Here is a 22,506-nt window from a genome sequence, read left to right on the forward strand (position 1 = left end):
GCCCCCACTTAGCAAATGAAGGCAAGGGAGAGCCACTGATGGCCCGGGATGCAGGACGCCCGCTGAGGGCTGACGCACAGCGGAACCGGGAGAAGATCCTGGCAGCCGCGGTGCACGTGTTCACCGAGGAAGGACTGGATGCGCACTTCGAGCGCATCGCCAGAGAAGCGGGCGTGGGAACCGGCACCCTCTACCGCAACTTCCCGACCCGGGAAGCTCTGATCGAGGCGGCGTACCGCAACGAAGTGGCCCGGCTGTGCGACGCCGTCCCCGGCCTCCTTGCGGCGATGTCACCGCCTGAGGCGCTGCGAGCCTGGACCCGCCGCTTCATCGACTACGCCACCGCCAAACTCGGCATGGCCGACGCCCTGCGAGCTGTCGTCAACGTGGGAACCAATCCCTACGCCGAAAGTCACGAGATGATTCAGGCCGCCCTCTCCTCCCTCATGGACGCCAACACCGCGGCCGGAACGATCCGATCCGACATCAGCCCAACCGACATGTTCGCCGCCCTCGCTGGCATCGCCCTCACCTCGGCCAAGCCCGAGCAGCGAGAGCAGGCCGAACGCCTCCTCGACCTCACCCTGGACGGACTGAAACCCGCGCCGTCGCGGACCCCCGAAAACTGACGGCAGAAGTCCGGACACCATCGAATCTGCTGTTCAGCGGCCTGTTCCAGTAGTGCTCGCGCGGAGTCCGAGTAGCGCATCGCTGTCTTCTCATCGAGCCCGAACACCTCGGCGAGGTGGAGCGGACCGGGCCCGTGGGTCAGGGCCTCTTCGAGCTGCCGGTCGACGCGGAGGCTCTCCAAGGTCGCTTCCTGGCCGCGCAGGGGCCCACGGATCCAGCGGTTGCTGGCGCGACCGGTGCCAGTGGCGGTCTGGTTGTTGATCAGCAGGTGGAGGTCGGCCGTGTTCGGCCAGCGCTTGCGCCGGGATTCCAGCCAGGCCAGCAGTAGTTTCAGGGTGAGATCGTCGAACGGCCGGACTCGCCCGGCGATAGTCAGGCGGCGGTTCCCGATGTCGACGTCGTCGAGCATGACGGTGGCGATCTGGGCGACCCGGGCTGCGTGCACCGCCGCGAGAGCGAGGACGAGCCGGGAGGCCGGGGTGGTGGCCGCGGCGACAGAGCGATCGACCTGTTCGGGTGCGAGCGGAGCCGTGTTCGACGCCTCGTTCGGCGATCACCGGGCGGATGCCGCGTAGCCAGAGCTGGCGGCGGTTCTTGTCGTGGTCGTAGGCACGGTCGGCGAGCAGGGCATCGGGTCTGCGCCTCGGGCGGCCGACCACGCCCGCCACCGCCGGAATCTTGTCCAACAAGGGCAGCAGCTGCGTGACGTCGTTGCGGTTTCCGCCGGTCAGCGACACCGCGAGCGGGATGCCCTGGCCGTCGGTGATGACGTGGTGCTTGCTGCCCGGCCGTGCGCGGTCGACCGGGCTGGGACCGCTTTTGCGCCCCGCCGGTCCGCCCTGACGTGGGAGGAGTCGATGACCGCCCGGGACCAGTCCAGCTGGTCCTTCGACCGCAGTTTCTCCAGCACCACCGCGTGCAACTCGTCCCAGACGCCCGCCTCGTTCCAGGCGGCCAGGCGCCGCCAGCAGGTCATGCCCGAGCCGAAGCCCAACTCCTGGGGCAGGTACTCCCCCTGGATACCGGTGTGCGCACGAACAAGATCCCGCACAGAGCCTGGCGGTCCGCCTGGGTCTCCCCACCGGAAAAAGCCGCACGCTCCACCGACAGAGTCCCCGTAAGTGGACTGACGAGCACTCGTGAACGATCGAGGCTAACCTCCGTTTTCATGCAGTTCACCCTCGATGGCGAATCCTTCGAGCTGACGCCCACGCTTGTTCGTGGGCGTCTTGCTGGTCACATGCCCGAGGAGATCCGCGAGTACTGGGTCGAAGTAGACGGTGTGCGCTGGCCGGTCAAGCAGGTCATCGCCCTTGCGACAGGTGTCAAGCGCAGCCGGTTTCAGTCGCAGGCCTCTCGGCGGTGGCTGCACAACCTCGGGTTCCTGATCGGTGCCGGATCCTCGGCCATCGTGAGCGGCTCAGTCCCGCGGCTGACCGGCGCGTCGCGTCGTGGGGCTTTCGACGAGTCTCAACTCAAGGAACTGGAGGCGCTCGACGTCCGCGTTGCGTTCTCGTGGCTGAGCGCTGGCCCGATCACGCTGGACAATGCCGGCCTGCCGAGGTTTCCCGGTCTCCCGCGAGTGCCAGGGCTCTACCGCTACGATTTCGGTGTGGACGACGACGGCATCCGTGTGCTCTACATCGGGGAGTCCGTGGAGCTGGCCAGGCGAGCCAGCAACTACCGCAACGCCAAGACTGATCGTTCTAGTCAGCGCACCAGCCGCCGCATCCACAAAGAGATCGTCGGCCACTTGGAGTCCGGTGGTTCGATCGAATTCGCCATCGCCACGTCAGTCCGCTGGACTGATGATGTCGAGCTGGACCTGCGGCTCAAGTCCGCCCGACGCCTTGCCGAGAACGCTGCGGTGCTCATCGCGCAGTCGCACTCCGGGACCCGCGTGCTCAACATCGACGCGGAGCTGGGAGAGGACAGCCGGTGAGCAGTCTTCCAGACCTACGCTTCCTGCTTTCGATGAACAGCGAGAACGCGTGAACCGATCTGCTCGACACCCTCATGCGTGCCGACCAGGTGATCACCCGCTCCGTCCACGGGATCAAGGCTGTTGGCCCGCTCCACATGCGTCGGGAGGTCTCGAAGTCGCGGGGCCGGAAGACAGCCCCCAGCCGGGACCGAAGCTGGCCGAGGGCAGACCACGGGTCCCCGACCGGCAGGCTCTGTGCGGGATCCTGTTCGTGCTGCATACCGGCATCCAGTAGGAGTACCTGCCCAGGAGCAGCCGCTATGGCCCGGCGGTCCGAGTTCGGGCCTGGCGGGGTAATCACCCGTCAGCGGGTTCCCAGGGGGCGACGTGTCGGAGCAGTACAGCGTGCTGCACGTCGTCGGCAAGGGCAACCGCAACCCGCAGTTCTCGGACCGGCCCGGATACTGGCAACTGGAGTACCTGCACGACGACATGCCTCACGCCCTGGCCCCGGCAGATCTCGTCATCGGCCGGGCAGGGGCCACCACCCTGGCCGAACTCGCCGCCCTGGAACTGCCTGTCCTCCTGGTGCCGCTTCCCGCCTCCGTCAGCCGCGGGGACCAGCTCGATAGCGCGCGGGCTTACGCCGCTCAGCACCCGGAGCGCTGCCGTGTCATCGCCGACGAGGAACTGACCGATACCGGCGTGCTCGTCCAGGCGTGTGCTGCCCTGTCCGCCGTCCCCCGCGGCGGACAGGGCGCCGGGGCCCGTCCGGAGACCGCGGCCGAGCGCATCGCTGATCTCGTCCTGCAGGCCGCCGCACGGCGCCGGTAGCGCGGAGTCACTTGTCGTGGTGGCCGTACATGTCGCGGATCTCCTGCTCGCTCTCGCCCCGGTAGAACACGTGCCAGTGCAGGTGCTTGGACTCCTGGTAAAGGCCCAGATTCGTTCCGACAGAGCACGATCCGTGCTCCCTCTCCACTCCGGCGGCCACCTCCCGCACCACTGCTACCACCTCGTTCAGCAACCCCTCATCGGCGTTGCCGAGGTCGGTGAGCGAGGGGACGTGCTCCTTGGGGATCACCACGATGTGCACCGGATGGGCAGGGTTGGTGTAGTGAAAGGCCAGCACCCGTTCGGTCTCCCGCACCTTCTCGATGGAAACCGCGCCGTCAGCGCCTGGTGGCAGTAGAAGTCGGAGACGGTCGCGGTCACAGATGCACACCTTCGCTGGGCAGCAATGTCGGAAGGGCGCCTGCTCGACGGAATCGTCGGGCAGGCGCCGATGCCAGCGTAGCCAGCCAGCGGCCGACAACCGAAACGCCCAACACCGCATTCATGCACGGGCGTTCGTCAACACTGCGTACTCATGACCGAATTCCGCGCAGAGCTGGTTGCGATCGGCGACAGCAAGCCTGCCGATCGCACTCCCAGGCCCGGCGGGCCACTGAGCATGATCCAGTCGGCTACCGCGCGAGCTCCACCTTGACCGGCGAGTTCGCGCAGCGGGTGGCGTTCTCGGCAAGGGCGGCCTCTTCGCTCGGGTCGATGGCGAGCCTCCAGCGGATCTTGACCCACTCGGCCCCCCGGTCCAGGCCCCGGCCCCGGTCCTGATCCTGATCCTGATCCTGATCCTGATCAAAGCCTTGACAGGACTGGTCAAGATTTCCAGACTCATTCCCGCAACCTCGTGTTTACGTAAACATTGTTGAGCGATGTGCTCGCGCGAACTGCACGAGGCATCGGGCAAGGAGGCCGTACAGGCGCCTCCTTGCCCGCCCATTCCCCACGTCACCCCCACACTTCGACAGGGAGAGGCTCATGTCCGCGAAGCCACAGAGGAGAACACCGGGGCCAGAGCGACGGAAGACGAGAGGCTTGGTCGCCCTGCTGTTCGCGGCCCTGGCGGGGCTGCTCCTCGCCTTCCTGCCCCCGCTGGGCTCGGCCCAGGCAGCCTCCGCCGCCGTCACCGTCACCAACGGCACCCAGTTCACCGACCCGAACGGCGAGGCCGTCCACGCCCACGGCGGCGGTGTGATCAAGGTGGACGGCTACTACTACTGGTTCGGCGAGAACCGCAATGAGGACAACACCTTCCGGTACGTCTCCGCCTACCGCTCCACCGATCTGAAGACCTGGGAGTTCCGCAAGAACGTCCTGACCCAGGAGACCGACCCGGAGCTGAAGAGCGCCAACATCGAGCGCCCCAAGGTCATTTACAACAAGGCTACCGGCAAGTTCGTGATGTGGATGCACAAGGAGAACGCGAACGACTACGGCGAGGCCCGCGCCGCCGTCGCGGTCGCCGACACCGTCGACGGCGACTACGCCTGGAAGGGCAGCTTCCGGCCCTTCGATCACATGTCACGGGACATCACCACGTTCGTCGACGACGACGGCACCGGTTACATGATCTCGGCGGCGAACGAGAACCGCGACCTGCACATCTACCGGCTGTCCGAGGACTACACCAAGGCGGACTCGCTGGTGCGCAAGCTGTGGGAGGGCCAGTCGCGCGAAGCCCCTGCCATGTTCAAGCGTGACGGCAGGTACTTCCTGCTGACGTCCGGCGCCACCGGCTGGTCGCCAAACCAGCAGAAGTACGCCAGCGCCGACAGCATCACCGGCGACTGGACCGGCCTGAATGACATCGGCAACGGGAAGGCGTACGGCTCCCAGACCGCGTACGTCCTGCCTGTCCAGGGCTCCTCGGCGACGTCGTACCTCTACATGGGCGATCGCTGGGGCAACTCGATGGGAGGGAACGTCAACGACTCCCAGTACGTGTGGCTCCCGTTGACCTTCCCCACCAAGGACACGATGACGATGGACTACTACCCGCAGATCTCCGTCGACGCGGCGGCCGGCAAGGTGAGCGGCACCGGCACCTGGGAGACACTCACCGCCGAGCACAGCGGGAAGTGCGCCGACATCGCTGACGAGTCCTTCGGTGACGGCGCGGCCGCTGTCCAGTGGTCCTGCGCCCAGGGCCGCCTCAACCAGCAGTTCTGGCTCCAGGACTCGGGGGACGGCACGGTTCGCGCGATGGTCCGGCACAGCGGGAAGTGCCTCGACGTCCGTGACGCCTCCACCGAAGACGGCGCGGACGTCGTCCAGTCCCCCTGTGGCGAGGCCGACAGCCAGCGCTGGACCGTGGAGAACGCCACCGGGGACAGCGTGCGCCTCATCGCACGGCACAGCGGGAAGTGCCTCGACGTGAAGAACCAGTCCACCGGTGATGGAGCCCCACTGCTCCAGTGGACCTGCGACGACGAAGCCGCCAACCAGCGGTGGAAGCGCGCCGGTTCCTGACTCCACCCGAGTCTCTGCACGCCACGCGCTCGTCCGGCATACCGAGGTATGCCGGACGAACTGCGCCACGACCAGCCGCACCCCGGCCCGGAGAAGCAGCCCTGGCCAGCAGCTCGGCCAGACCCTCGACCCCCAGGCGCGTGGAGACGCTCCGGGCGACCGCCGCCAGGCTGAGGCTCTGGCCGTGGACCTCACCCGTCGCAGCACCCCGGCTGAGGGCGGATTGTGCACCTTCACCCTGCCAGCGCCCGGCGAGTTCGAAGGTCCGACGGCCGGAGATCACCGCGCCGGTCGCCAACGCTTCGCGGTAGACCTGGCCGCTCGGACCGTCGGACTCCCGGTCGTCGAGCCAGCAGGAAGAGCCGGTCTCGGTCGATCCATCGACACTCACTACGCTCAGCACGGGCGTGCCTCCCCGGCCGACGGTGCAACGCCGGCCTGCTCGATGACCAGAAGTCGATCACTCGCGAAGGTACGCCCTTCGCGTCCAACCCGAGGCCGATCCACAAGTCATGAGCATTGCTCTCGGCCGCATGTAGTGACTCCAGCAGCCGCATCAGGTCAGACCAGGACAGAGCCATCACGTCCTCCTCCGGGTGAACTGGCCGTTCACCAGGGAGACTTGCGCGATGGCCCACCTCTGTTCAGGGAGTAGTCACTGTCAGCAGGCGCACGCCCCAAGCAGACAACCGCGCATTCCAACGCCCGACCACCTACACCACTCGGCGGGGCACCAGCCAGAGATGCGCCAGAGGCGGACGAAGTGCACCTCTGCGTCGACTTCGCCCAGCTCAACGCCGACGCCGGCCGCGAAGCGGAAATTGCGGCTCCAAGGCCTGCCTCCAAGAAGCCTTCACCCCACCGAAGGTAATTCGTAGGCAGTCATCGTCCACCGCTGCCTACGCTCCCCTCATGCCGAACTCAGAACTGCAGCGGATCAACTCCTTCCTGTCGGCCTTCGCCCGCCGCCAGGCTGCGCGCGTCGTCGACCTCCCGGGTGGGTTCGCCGTATATGACGACGCCTTCACGCATTCACGCGCGAACAACCAGGTCATCATCGACACCATCGTTGACTTTGAGGCTGTGCCCGCCATCGCGGAGGGGGCACTGGGGCATCTGCCTCACCGACTGATCTCCATACTTGAAGACGAAGCCGGAATGGCGTGCGCAGAGCCGCTGATCCGGGCCGGATACACCCACTACACCTATTTGGTCATGCTGCATGCGGGCCCGGTACTGGCCAGCGGGCCCGCAGAGGAGGTGGACCTCGACGCGATACGTATCCCACTCAGCCGGCGATGGCAGAACCTTCTTCCGGACATCGACGACGAGGTACTACGCCATCTCGTCGACCGACGCGAGGCTCGGCGCCGCGGAGCCGACGTCGTTCACTTCCTCGGTGCCCGCACGGAGGAGGGCGAGGTCGCCTCATGGGCCGACCTCTATCTGGACCCGGCAACTGGCATAGCCCAGATCGAGGACCTGATCACCTCGCAGGCCCACCTCAGGCGCGGTTACGCCGACGCCGTCCTGACCACCGCCTTGAGCCTGGCCGCCGGCAAGGACTGCGATACCCGGTTCCTGACCGCTGATGCGGCGGACTGGCCACGACACTGGTACGAGCGCCGCGGCTTCTCCGTCATCGGCCAGTCGCACTGTTTCGAACGGGGCTGACTGCGAGACATCGCGTGCCGGTAACAGGACGCCTGTGGTCCTCGACAAACCATGGCGAGCTCAAGCGATCAACGCACCACCCGCGGATGATCATGTGATCGTGGAGGCACAGGTACGTGACTCCGGGTTCTCGCCGGCTCAGCAGGATGAGGTCTGGAGACGCTGGCGCGAGGGGCAGTCGTTCAGTTGATCGGGCAGGCGCTCGGGGCGCCGATGCATCACGTCCGTCAGCTCCTGTACCAGAGCGGCGGTATCCGGCTCACTCCGCAGCAGCGGTCAGCGCGGCATCTGACCGGTGGCGAGCGCGAAGAGATATCCCGAGGCATCGCCGCCGGAGGGTCCGCCCGGCAGCTGGCCAGACGACTGGGCAGATCACCTTCGACCGTCTCCCGCGAGATCGCCCGCAACGGTGGCAGGGACCGCTACCGAGCCGATGCGGCCGCCTACGCGCGTGGGTGCCGGCCCAAGCAGGCCAAGCTTGCGCAAAGGCCCGGTCTGCGCGCACTGGTGGAGGCCAAGCTGGCTGTGTGCTGGTCGCCCGAGCAGATCGCGGGATCGCTGCGGCTCCAGTTCCCCGGTGACGCCTACTGCAGGTCTCGCACGAAGCGATCTACCTCTCGCTCTACGATCCTCGTCGGCGCCAGGCAATCGACCGGAGTCTCACCCAGCGGCTGCGGTCAGCCAGGCCCATGCGCCGCCCGAAGATCGCCCGCAGGCCCACCGGGCGGGGCATCATCCGCGGCACGGTGTCCATCAGCGCCCGACCCGCCGAGGTCGAGGACCGCAAGATCCCGGGGCATTGGGAGGGCGATCTGAGCTCTGTCATATCTCTCTCGCTTCTCTCACATGACCCTTCCCGCTGGGCCACCGTCCTCAGGGATCGGCCGGGTGACCGCCATGCCCTCGCGCCAGTCCTCGCACCCGTCGGGCGGCCGGCCGCGGTGTGTGCTGCGCGTGTGCTTCGACCTCGCCGATCACCCAAACCCCGATGCGGTGTTCGCGCAGCTGCTCACGCTCGTCGAGGACATCACCCCCTCCCACCAGCCCTACCCGCAGGACTACAGCGTCGACCTGGACGTCACCGGCGGCGCCCTGGGCCATTTCGGCCGGAACGTGCAACAGCTGGGACTGCTCCTGCAGTTGCGGGCCGTCGCCTGGTACGGGGTGCGCACCGCCGCAGTCGGAGGCGGCCACTCCCCCTCCTGGCCTCCATGGCCGCCGCCACGTCACACCTACAGGTCATTGTGATCGCCGCCGTGTGGTCCTGTCGCCGATGAGGCCTTGTGCGTGGGATGTTGGCAGCCCTTTTGGTGCGCATCGTCGCGTGCGTGAGCTGGCCGGGGAGGGTGATGATCCGCGGCCAGCTCAGTTGCCACTGCTGTTCAGTGTGTTGTTCTGCGCGGTGAGGTTCACCGCGCACGGCTACTTCTTCTTGCGGGCTGGCTTGGTCTTGTTCTGGTGGATGGTTGCGCGGGTCTCCTCGGCCTGTGCCTGGATTGTCTTCTGGACCGCCGCGGGCAGGCCCTTGCCCTTGAACGTGGCGACCATGTGGTTGAGCACGGCGTCCGCTTCTTGGAGGTTTCCGTCCTTGGCGTGGACGCGGGCGAGACGGCGCATCGCCTTGTTGAGGGTGATGTTGTCGAGGCCCTCGGCACCGGTGGAAGCGCTGATGGCGGCGCCGAGCTGCTGGACGCTCTCCTTGATGTCGGGGTCGCGGACGATGAGCCGGCCGTCGCGGATGTGCTGGAAGTGACGCCCGGCGTTGGCGCCGCGGGCCAGTCGGGCGTGCACCGCCAGAGGGTGGCCGCCATGGCGCTCGATGACCTCCTGCAAGGCGTCGTTGCCGTTCTGGAGCTGCGGCGCGTCGGAGCCGAGGAACGTCAGCAAGTGGCCCTGGTCGTCGCCCATCAGGAGCTCGCCGACCTGCTGGTCCGCCCGGGCGAGTGGCTGGCGGACCCGGACCGTGCGTGGCGCGGAGGCCACGTGCGAACCGTCGGGAGCCTGGTAGGCGGCGGTCACCTTGTACAGGCCGGGCTCACTGAAGTAGAGCCCGTCGGCGCCGTATCCAAGGTAGACGCTGGCGTAGACGGCGGGCGCCGCGGCGGTGAGGGTGGTGGTGTCGTGCCTGCCGCAGGTGCGGGTGAGTGGCCGGAACATGCGTGTCTGGTTGTAGGGGTCGGTGATCGCGACGGTGACGTGTCCCGCCTCGGGGTCCAGCTCGGGCAGCACGGCGATGTCGCCGTGGCTGCCGGTGCTGCTCAGCTTGAACTGCGCGACGACCGGTTCGCCGTACTCGAAGGCTGCCTGTCCCTCCACCGCCAGTACGAGGCCGGACTCGTCGGTCAGCGGCTGCGTGAACCACTCCATGGACGGCTGCTCCTTGGCGGCGCCGGTCACGAAGTTATTGCCGCCCATGACCACGTTGCGGTAGAAGCCGTGCCGCAGGTGCCGGATCTCGTTGTCGGTGAACCGGAACGCGAAGGCACGGAAGAACGCGGCCATCTTGTCGGATCCGGTCTGCGCGCTGCTGTCGCCCTGGTAGAGGTGCGGATATTGCATCCACGACAGGTCGCCGTAACCGTTCAGGGGACCCGACGGTGCGGGCGGGGACGCCGCCCCCTTGGAGAAGGAGTGCAGCAGGTTGAAGGCGTGGCCGAGCTCGTGGATGTAGGTGTGCAGCTCGTCGTTGGTGCCGGGGGTGTTGCACTCCGTGAACACCGCCATGCCCTGCCGTTGCAGGCCGATGCTGTCGAACATGGTCCCGGAGATCGCCGTGCTGTCGCCGTCGGCGTAACCACCCGCGACCAGGGTCCACAACTTCCACTGTGGTACGTCACGGTAGCCGCTGAAGTTCGCCACCATCGCCGCGTGCAGCTCGGGCTTGGACCACAGCTTGTCCTCGTCGGCCCCGCTGAGGGAGATGACGTTGCTGCCGGAGGTGCGCAGCTCGATGCCCGCCTCGGCGAACGAGGAGGGCACGGTGAGCGTCCGGTTGGCGTAGCCGGGAGGTACAGCGGCTTTGGAGGTGTCGTAACTGACGATCGCGGTCTCGCCGACCACCGTGTCGACCTCGTAGTCGACGGTGTGGAAGTACGTGGACACCCTGGGCAGGTCGTGCCAGCCGTCGTAGTAGTGGGTCTCGTCCTCCAGGTACAACCACTGGGCCGCGGACGCCGTCTGGCCGGCCGCGGTCAGAGGGATCAGGAGCCGGACCGTGGTGGCGGGGTCGGCCGGCGGTGTGGCCCACGCGAGTCCCTTGCCCGTGACCACCATGTAGGTCCCGGTCCACTGCACCTCCGCACCGGCGGAGCGGAAGGAGTTGGAGTAGGCGGTGGTCCCGCCCGACTCCGTGAAGAGGTCGCCGCTGATCGTGGACAGCGTGCCGACTCCGTCGACGTCGACGCGTGCTTCCACGGTCAGGCCGGCGTTGGTGGCCCGGTAGGTCCCGGACACGGGGAGGTACTGCGTCGTGTACGCCGGCGGAAGCTTGCCCAGGCCGGTGATCAGCGAGGTGAGCGCGCCCGACTTCTCCACGCCGGTGCGCCAGTTGAGGACGATCCCCTTGGCCCCCTTGACGAGCAGCGAACGGCGTACGCCGGAAGCGGGGGGCAGCGCGACGACGTGGTCGAGGTCCGACTGGAAATCGGCCGGGAGCCTGGCCCAGCCCGGCGCGTCCGCGTCCGGGCCCTGGGTAATCAGCGCATCCCGTTCGACGGCGGCGGAGGAGGCGCCCCCGTTGTACGTCATGACGCGACTGCCCTTGAACAGGTAGGTGCGCCACTCGTTCGCCGGCGAGTTGGGCGCCTGCAGCAGGGCATCGACGTTGTTCTTCCACTCGGCGGGCAGCCAGGAGTGCATCACCAGCTGTTCACGCTTTATCGCGCCGGTGCCCACACGGTAAAGCAGGCTCTCCGTGCCGGTGATGAACAGGTACTGCTTCGCCCCGTCCGTGTGGTCGGGCAGTTGCAGCACAGCCTCCGGATACAGCTTGAAGTCCTGGTACTCGTACTTGGCCAGGTCGGCGAACTGCCTCCCGTACGCTTCATGGGTCGCCGCGTCGAAGAGCAGAGCCGTCTCACTGATGCCCGCGGCACTACTGGGACGCAGGAACATCGCGGACCACCCCTGGCCGGTCGGGCACGCCACCGCGCAGCGGAACCCCGTGGACTTGTGCCTGAGGAACGCCATGAGCGTCCCCTTTCTGAGGATGGTCGCGGCTTCAAGCACACGACGCTGGGTCCTCACCACAACACTGAAGCCCGCATTCCCCCAGGTTCGCTACCGGCCATCCCATTCCACTGTCGTGTGCCGGTCAGCGGACATCATCCCTGGGCTGTCCCGGCACCAGAGAACCAGAAGCAGCCCACCCGGCTCGACAGCAACCGAGCGATCTCCATATCTGAACGGAACAGCGCACGTCTGACTCCAACCGGTCAAGGCGGATGGCCCATGCCCTCCCTCAACCTCACGCGTGGGACGCGAAGCTTCCGGTGTCCGTATGCCGGACAAATGCACGGCTGAACCCGGCAAGGTCGCGTGTTTCAGATGAGTCCACCATTTCGGTTCTCAAGCGCGAGGTTCTCGCACAGCGCCCGCCCTGGGGATTGGACAGGGCGTACTCCTTGAGCGAGGGCGTCGGCCGTCGCATGACGCGGTCGGAGCGCATCCGTCCCAGCACCTCGACCGGGAGGCCGTCAAGGCGGTGGGCCATGCGCGGGCCGTCATAGCCGGCGTCGAACACGACCAGGATGTCGCGGTCGCCGAAGTGCCAGCGGCCCATCTCGATCAGGTCGACGGCCACCCGGCGGACCTGGGCGGCGGTGACCTCGGCGACGTCGTCGTCCGGCCCGATACGCCCAGCGTCCAGGAGCTGACACCAGGACGTCCGGCCCGACTCCAGGGCTGCGACGAACGAGTACGGCCAGCCGGGCCCCGGTATGCCATTCACCGACGAACGGCCCGGACATCAGCAGCATCGCGGCAACCCGGTCAGGATGCGTCAGGCAGAACCGGCTCGCCAGGTCACTACCGTAGGAGTGCCCGACCAGCACAGCCCTGGGTACATCTCACGCGTCAAGCAACTCGACGAGATCGTCGACATGCCGGGCGAAGGAATGGCGCCCCCGCCACGGGGATTGACCCGTGCCACGCTGGTCGTACCGGTACACAGGCGTGAGGTCCGCGACCATGGCGGCGACATCGCCCAGATAATCCGGCAGACCCGGACCGCCATGGAGCATGACCACGGCCGGCCGCAAAGTCGTGTCCCCCAGCGCCATCCAACGTAACTGCGTCTCGTCGGTCATCGACGTGAGGCCCTGCGTCTCCATCAAGGTCACCGCGGAAAACCTACCGGTGTCACTGAGGCTCCGCCAAAGGTTAAAGAGCAAGTTCACAACCTGTCTCGGAACCGGCTTGGAGTCTGCAAGACGGGTTCGCAGGGGCAGTTAAGCTAGCGCGTTCTGTCCATCTTCCTGCAACGGAGTCCTCGGCAATGATTTTGGCCCCCTATCGGGTTGTCTGGCTGGCCCTGTGGGTCGAAGCATCGCCTGCGGAGAACGCGGCGTTCACCGAACTCTTCCGTGCGGCTCTCGCAACCCACGGCGAGGTGGCCGTGCACGCTCGGGGACCTTTCCACCGCACCCCGGAGATGCTGCACTTCGAGATCGACCTGACGCCTCGCACATCCACCTCCGCATGCCTGCAGGCACTCGGCTTCGACCGGGTCGGACACGACTGGGAACGGCCGGCCGATGGCAGGGCCTTCCTTCACCCTGCCGTGCACGGCGCCCAGGCCGGCGAAATCGAGGCGGCCACCGCTCCACAGTTCGACACGGGAGACGTCGTGAGGGTTCGCGACACCTCTGACGCCCGCGAACTGGGGCTCGTTGCTGCGGAGGTGATCATCGGGTTCCCCGATTACGACGCCTCCACCCAGCCCGGGTGCAGGACGTGGCGCTATTCCGTACACGTCGAAGGGCAAGACGAGACGGAGGACTTCGACGAAGGAAGCTTGGAGCCAACCGGTCGACACGTACAGCTATACGGTGACCGCATCAGCGTCACTCGCGACGGCGTGGTGGCGGGGCCATCCGGCACAGGCTGACCGTCGGGGACATGGGGCCCGCACGGCGGTTGCAGCAGCTCGGTATCCTCCCGAGCGGCACCCAGGCGTACCACCACAACGGCCGCGCCTATCGTTTCATGATCAGCAGCTTCAATCGAACCCGTATGAAAGAGCGTTTCGTCCCGGCGGGGTTGTCTGGTGGCGCTTCGGGGTGTGAGTTGCCGAGGAGAGCTGACGACGGTCGTGCCGTTCGAGCCCGTGGACGCGGTCCTTGCGGAGACGCGGACGGTGCAGCGGCGGCTGCGTGATCTGCCGTCGCGGGTCGGTGTCTACTTCCTCCTGGCGATGTGCCTGTTCCCCGAGGCGGGCTATCGCCTCGCGTACCGTCGGCGGTCGAACACGCCGCACACGGCGCGGCTGGTGCCGGAGTCCGCGCAGTCCCCCCCTGACGCGGCGCGGCCCGCAAGCCGTCGTCGTCCGTCTTCCCGTCCCAGTCCACCGTTCCATGGGGACGGAACTCCCGCAGGCCACAGGCCGTTTCACCGTTCCAGCATCCCGTCCTTTCCGTAGAACGTTGGGGGTCGGGCCGACGCGGCGCGAAGCTCGTTCCTGCCGGCGGCGGCGCACGCTTCGCGACGTTGTCCGGCGCATCAGTCCTCGCCCTCACCGCAGAACGCGCTACCCGATAACGGCACCGTCAGGGCGTGACTTTCGCTGACCCTCGTGCGGCTGTCCGAAGCCGGGGCGCCCAGACCCGGAGACCGAAGGGGGGTCTCCGGGTCTTGGCGCCCCGGGTCAGGCGAGGGCAGGGGCCGGTGGGGGCCTCCGTTGCTGGACGGAGGCCCCTTGCCCGGCGGACCCAGTCCGCTCCGTGGCGGAAGCCGGCCGACGATCTCTCCGAAAGGAACCACCAGGCAATGCTGTTAAGACATCGCAAACATCGAATACGTCTTCCACGGAGCCGCCGCGCGCGCGTCACCCTGTTCGTCGCCGTGGCAGCCCTTCTGCCGCTGCCACTCGTCGTGCCGGTCCTGCCCGGCATCGGGACTCCCGCCCACGCCGCCCCCACGGACCGGCGACTCGGTTCGTGGAACATGAACGGCCAGTTCCTGGGCATGGACGGCCCCGGGCGCGACTCGCGCTGGACGACCAGTGTGGTGCCCCGGTTCGACAACGTCGACGTCCTGGCCCTTCAGGAAGCGGGCAGCGAGCCGCCCGGGGCCAATACCGGACGCCGCTTCTCCCAGTCGACCGTCTCCGAGCACATCTGGCATGCCGGAGCGAACGAGCGCAACCCGAACCGGGTCGGCCCCGCCAACATCTACTGGGCCGACGTGGGCCAGCAGCGCAACGGCCTGGCTTTCGTGACCCGGGACACCGTGACGGACGCGGTCACGGTGGACGTCGCCGGGTCCCGGCGGCCCATTTTCGGGATCCAGATCAACAACGACTGGTACTGGACCGGGCACGCCCGTTCCCTCGGCAACCAGCCCAACGACCAGGTGCAGATGTACGAAGCGGCCCGGGACTACATGCGGGGCCACGCGCCCGGTGCCGACTGGATGTTCATGGCCGACTTCAACAACCCGCCCGGCAGCATCCCGGTCCAGCTCCAGCGCCACGCCGTCATCGCGGACCAGCCCACCCATCAGGGCGGACGCGAGCTGGACTACTGGCTGATGGGGGGACGCAACAACGGCACCCTCAGACTTGACCGCCCGGGCGGGCCGGACACCTCGGACCACTTCTACCTGAACCTCGTGCGCGACCAGTGCCGCAGGGACATCGCCGACTGCGCCTCCCCGCTGCCGGGCCGCACCTACCGGTTCGAGTCCCAGGAGGAGGCAGGACACGCCCTTTCGATCGGGGACCGCCCGCAGGTCACCAAGTTCGACGAGGCGAAGGCCGGAGACGATCCCACCTTCCGGGTGACGGTGCGCTACAGCAACTACCCCGGCACGTACATGCTGTCGGTCGCGGGCGACAAGTGCCTGGTCGCGAAGCCGCAGGGCCGGGACTGGTACGCGGATGCCGGGCAGTGCAATCCTGACGACCCGTCGTACCAGTGGAGGCTGACCGCCGACGGAATCCACTCCGTGGCCGCCAAGAACGCCGGTGCCGGTACGGAACTCCAGGCCGGGATGTCGATCATAGGGAAGGGCCTCAGTAACCCGCTCCTGGAGGACCGCCCCTCCCCCTACCGCCCCGTCGAGGTGGAGGAGCCCCTGCTCGACGACAACGCCGACGACAGCCCCTACAAGCGCGGGGACGACGACGCTCCCGGCGACGGCGAGGACGACCGGGGCGACCCGGGTATCGGCCAGGCCGGCTGACTCGTACACGGGGCGCGTCCCTTGCGGGACGCGCCCCGCTGCTGTGCTGGGGAGGTCTGCGCTGGGGGTACTCGCGCACCAGTACGACCTCACCGCCAGCGGATCCGTCGATCTCGAATGCGCCAGCGAGCTCGTCAAGGCTGGCGGGGCTCTCAAAGCCACGCCGGACGACCCTGGGATGTCCGGAGGTGAGGAAGCTATGGGATTCAGTGCCCTGGAGGCCCGCTGCGAGGAAGTCCGGGGCCGGGTCAGAGGCTGCGGCCGTCGCGTCGGTCCAGTAGCGCGCGGTGGGCCCGTACCGGTCGAGCAGAATTCGGGCGTCTGCCAGCACGGCGTCCTGGTCCGGCCGGGGCCCTGAACTGGGCCTTCCCGAGAAGCGGCCACGACAGGGTTGCACTTTCTCATCGGCCCCTGAAACGCGATCCGGGCCCTCTCGCGACAACGCTTGTCGTCCGGCGCCTACCGGGAGGCGGGTTGGTAGGTGAGGCGTTTGACTTCGCGGAGGATCGGGGCGGTCTCGATGGATTCCACTCCGGGCAGGGTGCCGATGCGGTGGTCGAGGTAGTGGTAGAGCTCGTGGGTGTCGTGGAACATGCCGGTCGCGACCATGTGGGAGGCGCCGGTGGTGGCTGCCACGAAGGGGATCTCCGGGTGGTCGGCGAGGGCGGTGCCGACAGTGCCGAGCTGTCCAGGGGCGATGCGCAGCCAGAACCGGACCAGGACGTGGAAGCCGAGGTATTCGGGGGCATAGTCGACGGCGAGGTGCAGTGCCCTGGTGTCTCTCAGCCGCTCCAGACGCCGGGTGATGCCGGCCGGTGAGCGGCCGGTGGCCCGGGCGAGTTCGGTGAGCGGGGTGCGGCCGTCCCGGGCGAGTTCGGCCATGAGCTGAGTGTCCACCGCGTCGGGTGCGGTGGCTTCGGGAGCCGTCTCCGTGCGGGACTCCTGGGGGGTGTCGGGCCGGGGAAGGGGGGCGTACCAGATGTCGGAGGTGCCGGCGAAGGTCTGCAGGATCAGGTGGGCGCTGACGGACACGACGCGGGGGGTGTGGGGGAGTTTGTCCAGGAGGAGCGCGTCGCGTTCGCGGGTGCTGTAGGTGTCGACGGCGCAGTGGAGTTCGGTGCCGCCGGAGGCGATGACGACCCAACTGGTGTCGTCGCGCCGGGCGAGCGCGTCGGCGATCTTGGTGGCGGCGTCGGGGGCGCAGTGCACCCGCAGCATCCACCGGGTCGGTCCGCTGTGCTGGGGTCCGGGGACTCCGATGACGCGCAGGCCCATGTGGTGCAGGCGCCGGTAGCGGCGGGCGACGGTGTGCTCGGAGACGCCGATCGCCTCGGCGATACGGGCGAAAGGCGCACGGGCGTCCCGCAGGAGTTCCTGCACCAGGCGCTGGTCGACTTCGTCAGGGATGCCGCCGGAAACCATCGCTTCATCCTGCCCATGTGACGGATTTCTTCGGTTCTCAGCGTACGGCTCCGTGATTCGCAGTTCCTGTTGTGACGGTGGAGCGGGTCCCTCCCCCATCTGCTCTCCGATTCGACAGGAAGCCCGCCATGCCCACCCCCACCCCCGCACCGGCAGATCCCAGACGCTGGAAGGCGCTGTTCTTCATCTGCCTGGCCCAGCTGATGGTCGTCCTGGACGTGACCGTCATGAACATCGCGCTGCCCTCGCTCCAGCAGGACCTCGGCATCTCCGACGGCTCCCGCCAGTGGGTGATCACCGCCTACTCCCTCACCTTCGGCGGCCTGCTCCTGCTCGGCGGGCGCCTCGCGGACCTGTGGGGACACAAGCGGACCCTGCTGACCGGCATCATCGGCTTCGCCGCCGCCTCCGCCCTCGGCGGCGCGGCCCTGAACACCGGCACGCTGATCGGCGCCCGCGCCCTGCAGGGCATCTTCGGTGCGATGCTCGTACCCGCCGTGCTCTCCCTGATGTCGGTGATGTTCACGGACACCAAGGAACGCGCCAAGGCATTCGGCGTCTTCGGAGCGCTGTCCGGGGGCGGCGCGGCCATCGGCCTCATGCTCGGCGGCATCCTCACACAGGCGCTGAACTGGCGCTGGACCCTGCTGATCAACATATTCATCGGCATCGCCGCCGCCCTCGGTGCGCTGCGCACCCTGCCCGCCCCGACCGCCGACCGGCCCCGCCCCCGCCTCGACGTCCCCGGCGTCCTGCTCGCCTCCACCGGAGTGACCGGCTTCGTCTACGGCCTCTCCCACGCCGCAGAAGACGGCTGGACCTCCACTGCCACCCTGGGCCCCATCGGCGCCGGACTGCTCCTGCTGGCCGCCTTCGCCGGATGGCAGAGGCGGGCGAAGTCCCCGCTGCTGCCCCTGCGCGTCCTCGCTGACCGCAACCGCGGCGGCGCCTACCTCGCGGTGGGCCTGGCCGTCATCGGCAACTTCGGTATGTACCTCTTCTTGACGTACTACCTGCAGACCGTCCTTCACCTCAGCCCGGTGAAGACCGGTGCCGGGTTCCTGCCGATCGCCGCCGCCTCAGTGTTCGCCTCCACTCAGATCGGCCCCCGCCTCGCCCCCCGACTGCCCGCCCGCGCCCTGATGGGCCCCGGCTTCCTCATCGCCGCTGCAGGGCTGCTGATCCTCACCCAGATCACCCCGGACAGCTCGTACTGGGTGATCGTGCTGCCCGGCATGCTCGTCACCGGCCTGGGCCTGGGCACCGCATTGATGCCCGCCTTCAGCCTGGGCACCCTCGGCGCCCGCCCCGAGGACGCCGGCATCGCCTCCGCGATGGTCAACACCTCCCAGCAAGTCGGCGGCGCGATCGGCACCGCCCTGCTCAACACCCTCGCCGCCACCTCCACCGCCACCTACCTCGGCAGCCACTCCGGGCAGAGGACCGACGCCCTCGTCCACGGCTACAGCACCGCCCTGTGGTGGGCCGCAGGCATCCTCACCCTCGCCGCCCTCGCCGCCACCCTCCTCATCACCCACGATCCCCGCCCGCGCCCGGATACCGCACAGCAGGACGACCTCAACAAGGTGCCCGCCACCCACAACTGACCCCGACCGCAGCCACCCAGAACACCCACCCACAAGGAGTGCCAGAGCCATGTCCGTCTTCGACATCGAGATCGACGCCCTCACCGGCGGCCCCGCCCGCCTCGACCAGTACCAGGGCAAGGCCGTCCTGATCGTCAACGTCGCCTCCCAGTGCGGCCTCACCCCCCAGTACGCCGCCCTGGAAAAGCTCCACCAGACGTACAAGGCCCGCGGCTTCACCGTCCTGGGCGTGCCCTGCAACCAATTCATGGGCCAGGAACCCGGCACCCCCGAGGAGATCGCCACGTTCTGCTCCGCCACCTACGGGACCACCTTTCCGATGACGGAGAAGATTGACGTCCACGGCACGACCCGCCACCCCCTCTACGACCAGCTGGTCAACACCCCCGATGCCGAGGGGTACACCGGCGACGTCCGGTGGAACTTCGAGAAATTCCTCATCGCCCCCGATGGCACCGTCGCCGAACGTTTCGCGCCCCAGACCGAACCCGACGCCGACGAAGTCACTAGGGCAATCGAGGCGGCCCTACCCGCTTAACGGCCACGCGTGCCGCTTGCCGGCATTGGCCCAGGACAATGTCAGTTCGGCGCATCCGTCGCATTGTGAATTATCGCCGGCAGGCCAGAAGTAGCCTCCGGCGATGGACATCGGACAAACAACAAACCCTGTCCATAACTTCGGCTCCAGGCTCAAGCCGACACCACCGCGGACCTCTTGCGTCGAGCGGCACAGGGCCATCGGAACAGGAAGTGCGAGGGACATACCCGCTTCGCGATCATCGCTGATCTGGCAGGTCAGTCTTCACCTGCTCGCCGTTGCGGGTGACAAGCGCTCAGCCCGCGCGCATGGTGTGGGACTGGCTGCCCACGCGATGAACGGTCGAGGCGGCCTCGATCACGTGGCCGCCCACGAGCGTCTGTACAGCTGTGGTCAGTTGCGCTCTACGGACGCCGCGTCGATCCACCGCGCAAGCACACTGAACGCGGCTGGTTGTTCCAGTGCCTCATTCTCCGGCAGTTCGGGAGCCTGTCCTCGTGGCTGCTGGGGTTGCGGATCCCCGCGAAGCAGCCCTCCGCATAGTGCGGCTGCGCCCCGGTGCACGCTTGCGGAAGGTGTCGCTGCCATCGTCACTCATGACTCGCAGGCGCGGCTGGCCTGCCTTGGGGGTGTTCTTGGAGAGCACGCTCTGGAACACGGCGGTTTCGCTTACGTCCCTGCGGCCGCCTTGTTCTGCGTCTCTGCGTCCTCCTTCCTTGCAGCGGCTGTGACCGCCTGCCGGAAGTGACCGCTATGCCATAGCGACCGAGCGCCGCCCCAGACCCAGGGATGCATGGCTGCGGCGCTGATCTGAGGCGCGTCGTCGCCCAGGCGCTCTCGGATCTCCGCGTTTCGCTGTGGCGCGGCGTCCGTCCGCTGGGCGGCTTCCTGGTGCTGACACCAGCGGTTGACGAGCTTGTTCCGGGAGGGCATTACGTATGGTTCGTCGCGGCCGGTCGCCTGGGTGGTGTCCCACTGGGCAGCGAGTTCGTTGAACGGTGCGGTGACGAATTGTGCGGTCGCGGGGGTCCAGGCGGTCCTGCCGCGGGCGAGGTCTCGGTGAAGGTGCGGAAGCCAGCGACTGGACCAACGGGCGGGTGGGCTTGCTGAATGCCATTCCCAGAGAGGGCTTGCCTTCCTATGCTGGGCACTCAGCTAGAACTCCAGAGGGATATCCGGGGGGCGCGTGTCACCACCAGCTCATCCGCACACTGCCGATCACCGCCCGTACTTCTATCTGAGCTACGCGCACACACCGAAGTACCGGACCGGGGGACCGGACCCCGATATCTGGGTGGAACGGCTGTACGGCGATCTCTGCGATCACGTGATGGCGATGACAGATCTGCCTGCAGGATCGCCTGCGGGGATCATGGACCGGGAGGTGCGCTCCGGTGAGGACTGGTCCGCACAGATGGCGGAATTCCTGGCCACCTGCCGGGTGTTCGTGCCGTTGTTCTCACCGCGTTACTTCGCCAGCGCGCTGTGCGGAAAGGAGTGGCATGCCTTCGAGCAGCGTGCCATCCGTCACCGCGCATTCACCGACCAGCCCGCCCAGGCAATCGTCCCAGCCCTGTGGGTTCCGGTTCCTCCGCATCAACTTCCCGGCCCCGCGGCGGACTTGCGGTTCAATCACCGTGACTTCGGGGACCGTTACGTCACCGAAGGCCTCTACGGTCTCATCAAACTCCGCATTTACGCGGAGGAGTACGAGCGTACGATTTATGAGCTCGCCAAGCGCATCGTACGTACCGCCGAAGCCACCCAGGTCGCGCCGTGGCGTCCCGTCGACTACCGCATGTTGCCCAGCGCCTTCGGGACAAGCCAAGAGGGCCCCCGCCCGATGCACGTCACGGTGGCCGCGCCGACCTTGCACGACCTGCCGGAGGGCAGGGACCCCTCCTACTACGGCAACAGCTCCCTGGACTGGAACCCCTACCACCCGTCCTCCGCAAGGCCGTTGGCGTCTGTCGCCGAGGACATCGGGCGCTCGCTGAATTACCAGGTCACAGTCTCCTCACTCGATGAGGAGGCACCGTACCGGGATGGCACGCAGCCTTCCCGGCCCGAGGTGCTGCTGGTGGACCGATGGGCCCTCATGGACCCAGCCCGGCGCGCCCGGCTCGCCGCATACGAGGCGGATCAGCCCTGGGCGAGCGTCATCGCTCCGTGGAACCCCGCCGATCAGCAGAGCGGATCCGCGGAGAAGGCCCTCAGCGAGCAACTGGTGACGACCATGCCGTCCACGACGCAGTGGCGCCCCGCCGCTGGTCGGACCGCGGCCAAAGGGGTGTCCAGCCTCGAAGCATTCGCGCAGCTGATGCCGCAAATCGTCGAAACGGCCGCCCAGCAGTACCTGCGGCACGCAAAGATATACCCGCCCGCCGGTGCGGTCATTGCCGAACGGCCGCGTCTGAGGGGGCCGATGGGCAGTTCGGCCGCCAACCGTCCTGGCGCCTCCCGGCCGCGCCGCACAGGCCCGTCGGCGAGTGCCGCACGACCGTCGGGAGCAGACTCCCGGCCCACCGCAGCCCCCCTTCGCAGCCGGAACGCAGAGCCGGAGGTCGCGCGCGCTCGGGTCCACGTGACGCTCGTCGACGACGATCCGTGTACCGGGACCCCGGTACACCTGACTGTGGAGCTGGTGCCGGAATCCGCGCATCCCTGGGCGCGCCCAAACGCCCGGCCTCTGCTGGACGTCGTGGCCGTGCCGCTGAGCCTGGCGGACGTCGCTCCCGTCACGGCGTCGTACACCCCCGGAGACGCCGGCTCCGTGCAATTCAGTCTCACGGCCACGGAGCCCGGTCGCCATGGCATCCTGTTCACGCTCGTCCACCACGACACCGGCGTCGTCCTGCAGCGAGTGGAAACGCACGTGGACGTCGCAGGGCCCGAGCCCGCCCGGGCGGGACAGGGGAGGTCCTGACCGGATGCCCCGCTCCTTGACCACGCGTGTCGTCCAGGATCCCAGTGACGGCTTCCGTTTCCTTCCGCACCTG

The 22,506-nt window shown here is 67.8% G+C and carries 16 protein-coding genes and 5 pseudogenes; 13 read left to right on the top strand and 8 right to left on the bottom strand.

The genetic code is table 11. The features are described from left to right. Window positions 1-38: 38 nt before the first annotated feature. Entirely contained in the window at window positions 39-629 is a 591-nt protein-coding gene (locus tag ACWD02_RS05390) for a TetR/AcrR family transcriptional regulator (protein WP_451204720.1), read from the top strand. Between the two features lie 525 nt (window positions 630-1,154). Here the strand turns inward: ACWD02_RS05390 and ACWD02_RS05395 are convergent. Next, window positions 1,155-1,695: pseudogene (locus ACWD02_RS05395) on the bottom strand (IS5 family transposase); the annotation flags it as partial. Window positions 1,696-1,798: 103 nt separating this feature from the next. Between ACWD02_RS05395 and ACWD02_RS05400 the strand changes: the two are divergent. Both ACWD02_RS05400 and ACWD02_RS05405 read left to right on the top strand, forming a co-directional pair. Further along, window positions 1,799-2,572, top strand: a complete 774-nt coding sequence (locus ACWD02_RS05400; protein WP_451204722.1) for a hypothetical protein — start codon at window positions 1,799-1,801, stop codon at window positions 2,570-2,572. A 369-nt stretch (window positions 2,573-2,941) separates the two neighbouring features. Further along, window positions 2,942-3,388 (top strand): glycosyltransferase, encoded by a 447-nt coding sequence (locus ACWD02_RS05405; RefSeq protein WP_451204724.1) that lies wholly within the window; start codon window positions 2,942-2,944, stop codon window positions 3,386-3,388. 7 nt (window positions 3,389-3,395) lie between these two features. Here the strand turns inward: ACWD02_RS05405 and ACWD02_RS05410 are convergent, their stop codons facing one another. Then, window positions 3,396-3,704, bottom strand: a complete 309-nt coding sequence (locus ACWD02_RS05410) for an HIT domain-containing protein (RefSeq protein ID WP_451204727.1) — start codon at window positions 3,702-3,704, stop codon at window positions 3,396-3,398. A gap of 671 nt (window positions 3,705-4,375) precedes the next feature. Here ACWD02_RS05410 and ACWD02_RS05415 point away from each other — a divergent pair. Next, complete coding sequence (locus ACWD02_RS05415) at window positions 4,376-5,866, top strand: RICIN domain-containing protein (RefSeq protein WP_451204729.1); 1,491 nt, start codon at window positions 4,376-4,378, stop codon at window positions 5,864-5,866. A gap of 232 nt (window positions 5,867-6,098) precedes the next feature. Here the strand turns inward: ACWD02_RS05415 and ACWD02_RS05420 are convergent. Beyond that, window positions 6,099-6,218: pseudogene (locus tag ACWD02_RS05420) on the bottom strand (dihydrofolate reductase family protein); the annotation flags it as partial. 560 nt (window positions 6,219-6,778) lie between these two features. Here ACWD02_RS05420 and ACWD02_RS05425 point away from each other — a divergent pair. The 3 genes and pseudogenes from ACWD02_RS05425 to ACWD02_RS05435 all read left to right on the top strand — a co-directional run bounded on the left by ACWD02_RS05425 (window position 6,779) and on the right by ACWD02_RS05435 (window position 8,788). Beyond that, complete coding sequence (locus tag ACWD02_RS05425; RefSeq protein WP_451204731.1) at window positions 6,779-7,540, top strand: GNAT family N-acetyltransferase; 762 nt, start codon at window positions 6,779-6,781, stop codon at window positions 7,538-7,540. A 100-nt stretch (window positions 7,541-7,640) separates the two neighbouring features. After that, a pseudogene (locus tag ACWD02_RS05430) lies at window positions 7,641-8,355 on the top strand (IS30 family transposase); the annotation flags it as partial. 73 nt (window positions 8,356-8,428) lie between these two features. After that, window positions 8,429-8,788 carry a hypothetical protein gene (locus ACWD02_RS05435; protein ID WP_451205896.1) on the top strand — a complete coding sequence of 120 codons (360 nt, stop codon included), beginning with the start codon at window positions 8,429-8,431 and terminating at the stop codon, window positions 8,786-8,788. 174 nt (window positions 8,789-8,962) lie between these two features. Here ACWD02_RS05435 and ACWD02_RS05440 read toward each other — a convergent pair whose 3' ends face one another. From ACWD02_RS05440 to ACWD02_RS05455, 4 genes and pseudogenes are all read right to left on the bottom strand, one after another. Continuing rightward, window positions 8,963-11,728 carry a hypothetical protein gene (locus tag ACWD02_RS05440; protein ID WP_451204733.1) on the bottom strand — a complete coding sequence of 922 codons (2,766 nt, stop codon included), beginning with the start codon at window positions 11,726-11,728 and terminating at the stop codon, window positions 8,963-8,965. Between the two features lie 400 nt (window positions 11,729-12,128). Continuing rightward, window positions 12,129-12,470: pseudogene (locus ACWD02_RS05445) on the bottom strand (transposase); the annotation flags it as partial. A gap of 67 nt (window positions 12,471-12,537) precedes the next feature. Continuing rightward, window positions 12,538-12,591: pseudogene (locus tag ACWD02_RS05450) on the bottom strand (hypothetical protein); the annotation flags it as partial. Between the two features lie 15 nt (window positions 12,592-12,606). Continuing rightward, window positions 12,607-12,879, bottom strand: a complete 273-nt coding sequence (locus tag ACWD02_RS05455; RefSeq protein WP_451204735.1) for an alpha/beta fold hydrolase — start codon at window positions 12,877-12,879, stop codon at window positions 12,607-12,609. A 155-nt stretch (window positions 12,880-13,034) separates the two neighbouring features. Here ACWD02_RS05455 and ACWD02_RS05460 point away from each other — a divergent pair, with 155 nt between their 5' ends. The 3 genes from ACWD02_RS05460 to ACWD02_RS05470 all read left to right on the top strand — a co-directional run bounded on the left by ACWD02_RS05460 (window position 13,035) and on the right by ACWD02_RS05470 (window position 15,940). Next, window positions 13,035-13,646 carry a hypothetical protein gene (locus tag ACWD02_RS05460; protein ID WP_451204737.1) on the top strand — a complete coding sequence of 204 codons (612 nt, stop codon included), beginning with the start codon at window positions 13,035-13,037 and terminating at the stop codon, window positions 13,644-13,646. Window positions 13,647-13,865: 219 nt separating this feature from the next. Further along, on the top strand, window positions 13,866-14,177 hold the full coding sequence (locus ACWD02_RS05465) for a transposase domain-containing protein (RefSeq protein ID WP_451205853.1): 312 nt from the start codon (window positions 13,866-13,868) through the stop codon (window positions 14,175-14,177). A gap of 422 nt (window positions 14,178-14,599) precedes the next feature. After that, window positions 14,600-15,940: an endonuclease/exonuclease/phosphatase family protein gene (locus tag ACWD02_RS05470; protein ID WP_451204739.1), complete on the top strand. Its 1,341-nt coding sequence runs from the start codon at window positions 14,600-14,602 to the stop codon at window positions 15,938-15,940. Between the two features lie 459 nt (window positions 15,941-16,399). Here the strand turns inward: ACWD02_RS05470 and ACWD02_RS05475 are convergent, their stop codons facing one another. Continuing rightward, window positions 16,400-17,362, bottom strand: coding sequence for an Lrp/AsnC family transcriptional regulator (locus ACWD02_RS05475; protein ID WP_451204741.1), 963 nt, complete (start codon window positions 17,360-17,362; stop codon window positions 16,400-16,402). A 128-nt stretch (window positions 17,363-17,490) separates the two neighbouring features. On the opposite strand from ACWD02_RS05475, the gene ACWD02_RS05480 reads away from it, so the two are divergent. The 3 genes from ACWD02_RS05480 to ACWD02_RS05490 all read left to right on the top strand — a co-directional run bounded on the left by ACWD02_RS05480 (window position 17,491) and on the right by ACWD02_RS05490 (window position 22,433). After that, complete coding sequence (locus tag ACWD02_RS05480; RefSeq protein WP_451204743.1) at window positions 17,491-18,969, top strand: MFS transporter; 1,479 nt, start codon at window positions 17,491-17,493, stop codon at window positions 18,967-18,969. Window positions 18,970-19,018: 49 nt separating this feature from the next. Further along, window positions 19,019-19,507, top strand: coding sequence for a glutathione peroxidase (locus tag ACWD02_RS05485; RefSeq protein WP_451204745.1), 489 nt, complete (start codon window positions 19,019-19,021; stop codon window positions 19,505-19,507). 1,186 nt (window positions 19,508-20,693) lie between these two features. Further along, window positions 20,694-22,433: a TIR-like protein FxsC gene (locus ACWD02_RS05490; protein WP_451204747.1), complete on the top strand. Its 1,740-nt coding sequence runs from the start codon at window positions 20,694-20,696 to the stop codon at window positions 22,431-22,433. Window positions 22,434-22,506 lie beyond the last annotated feature (73 nt).

It is taken from the genome of Streptomyces sp. NPDC002853, assembly GCF_053591915.1.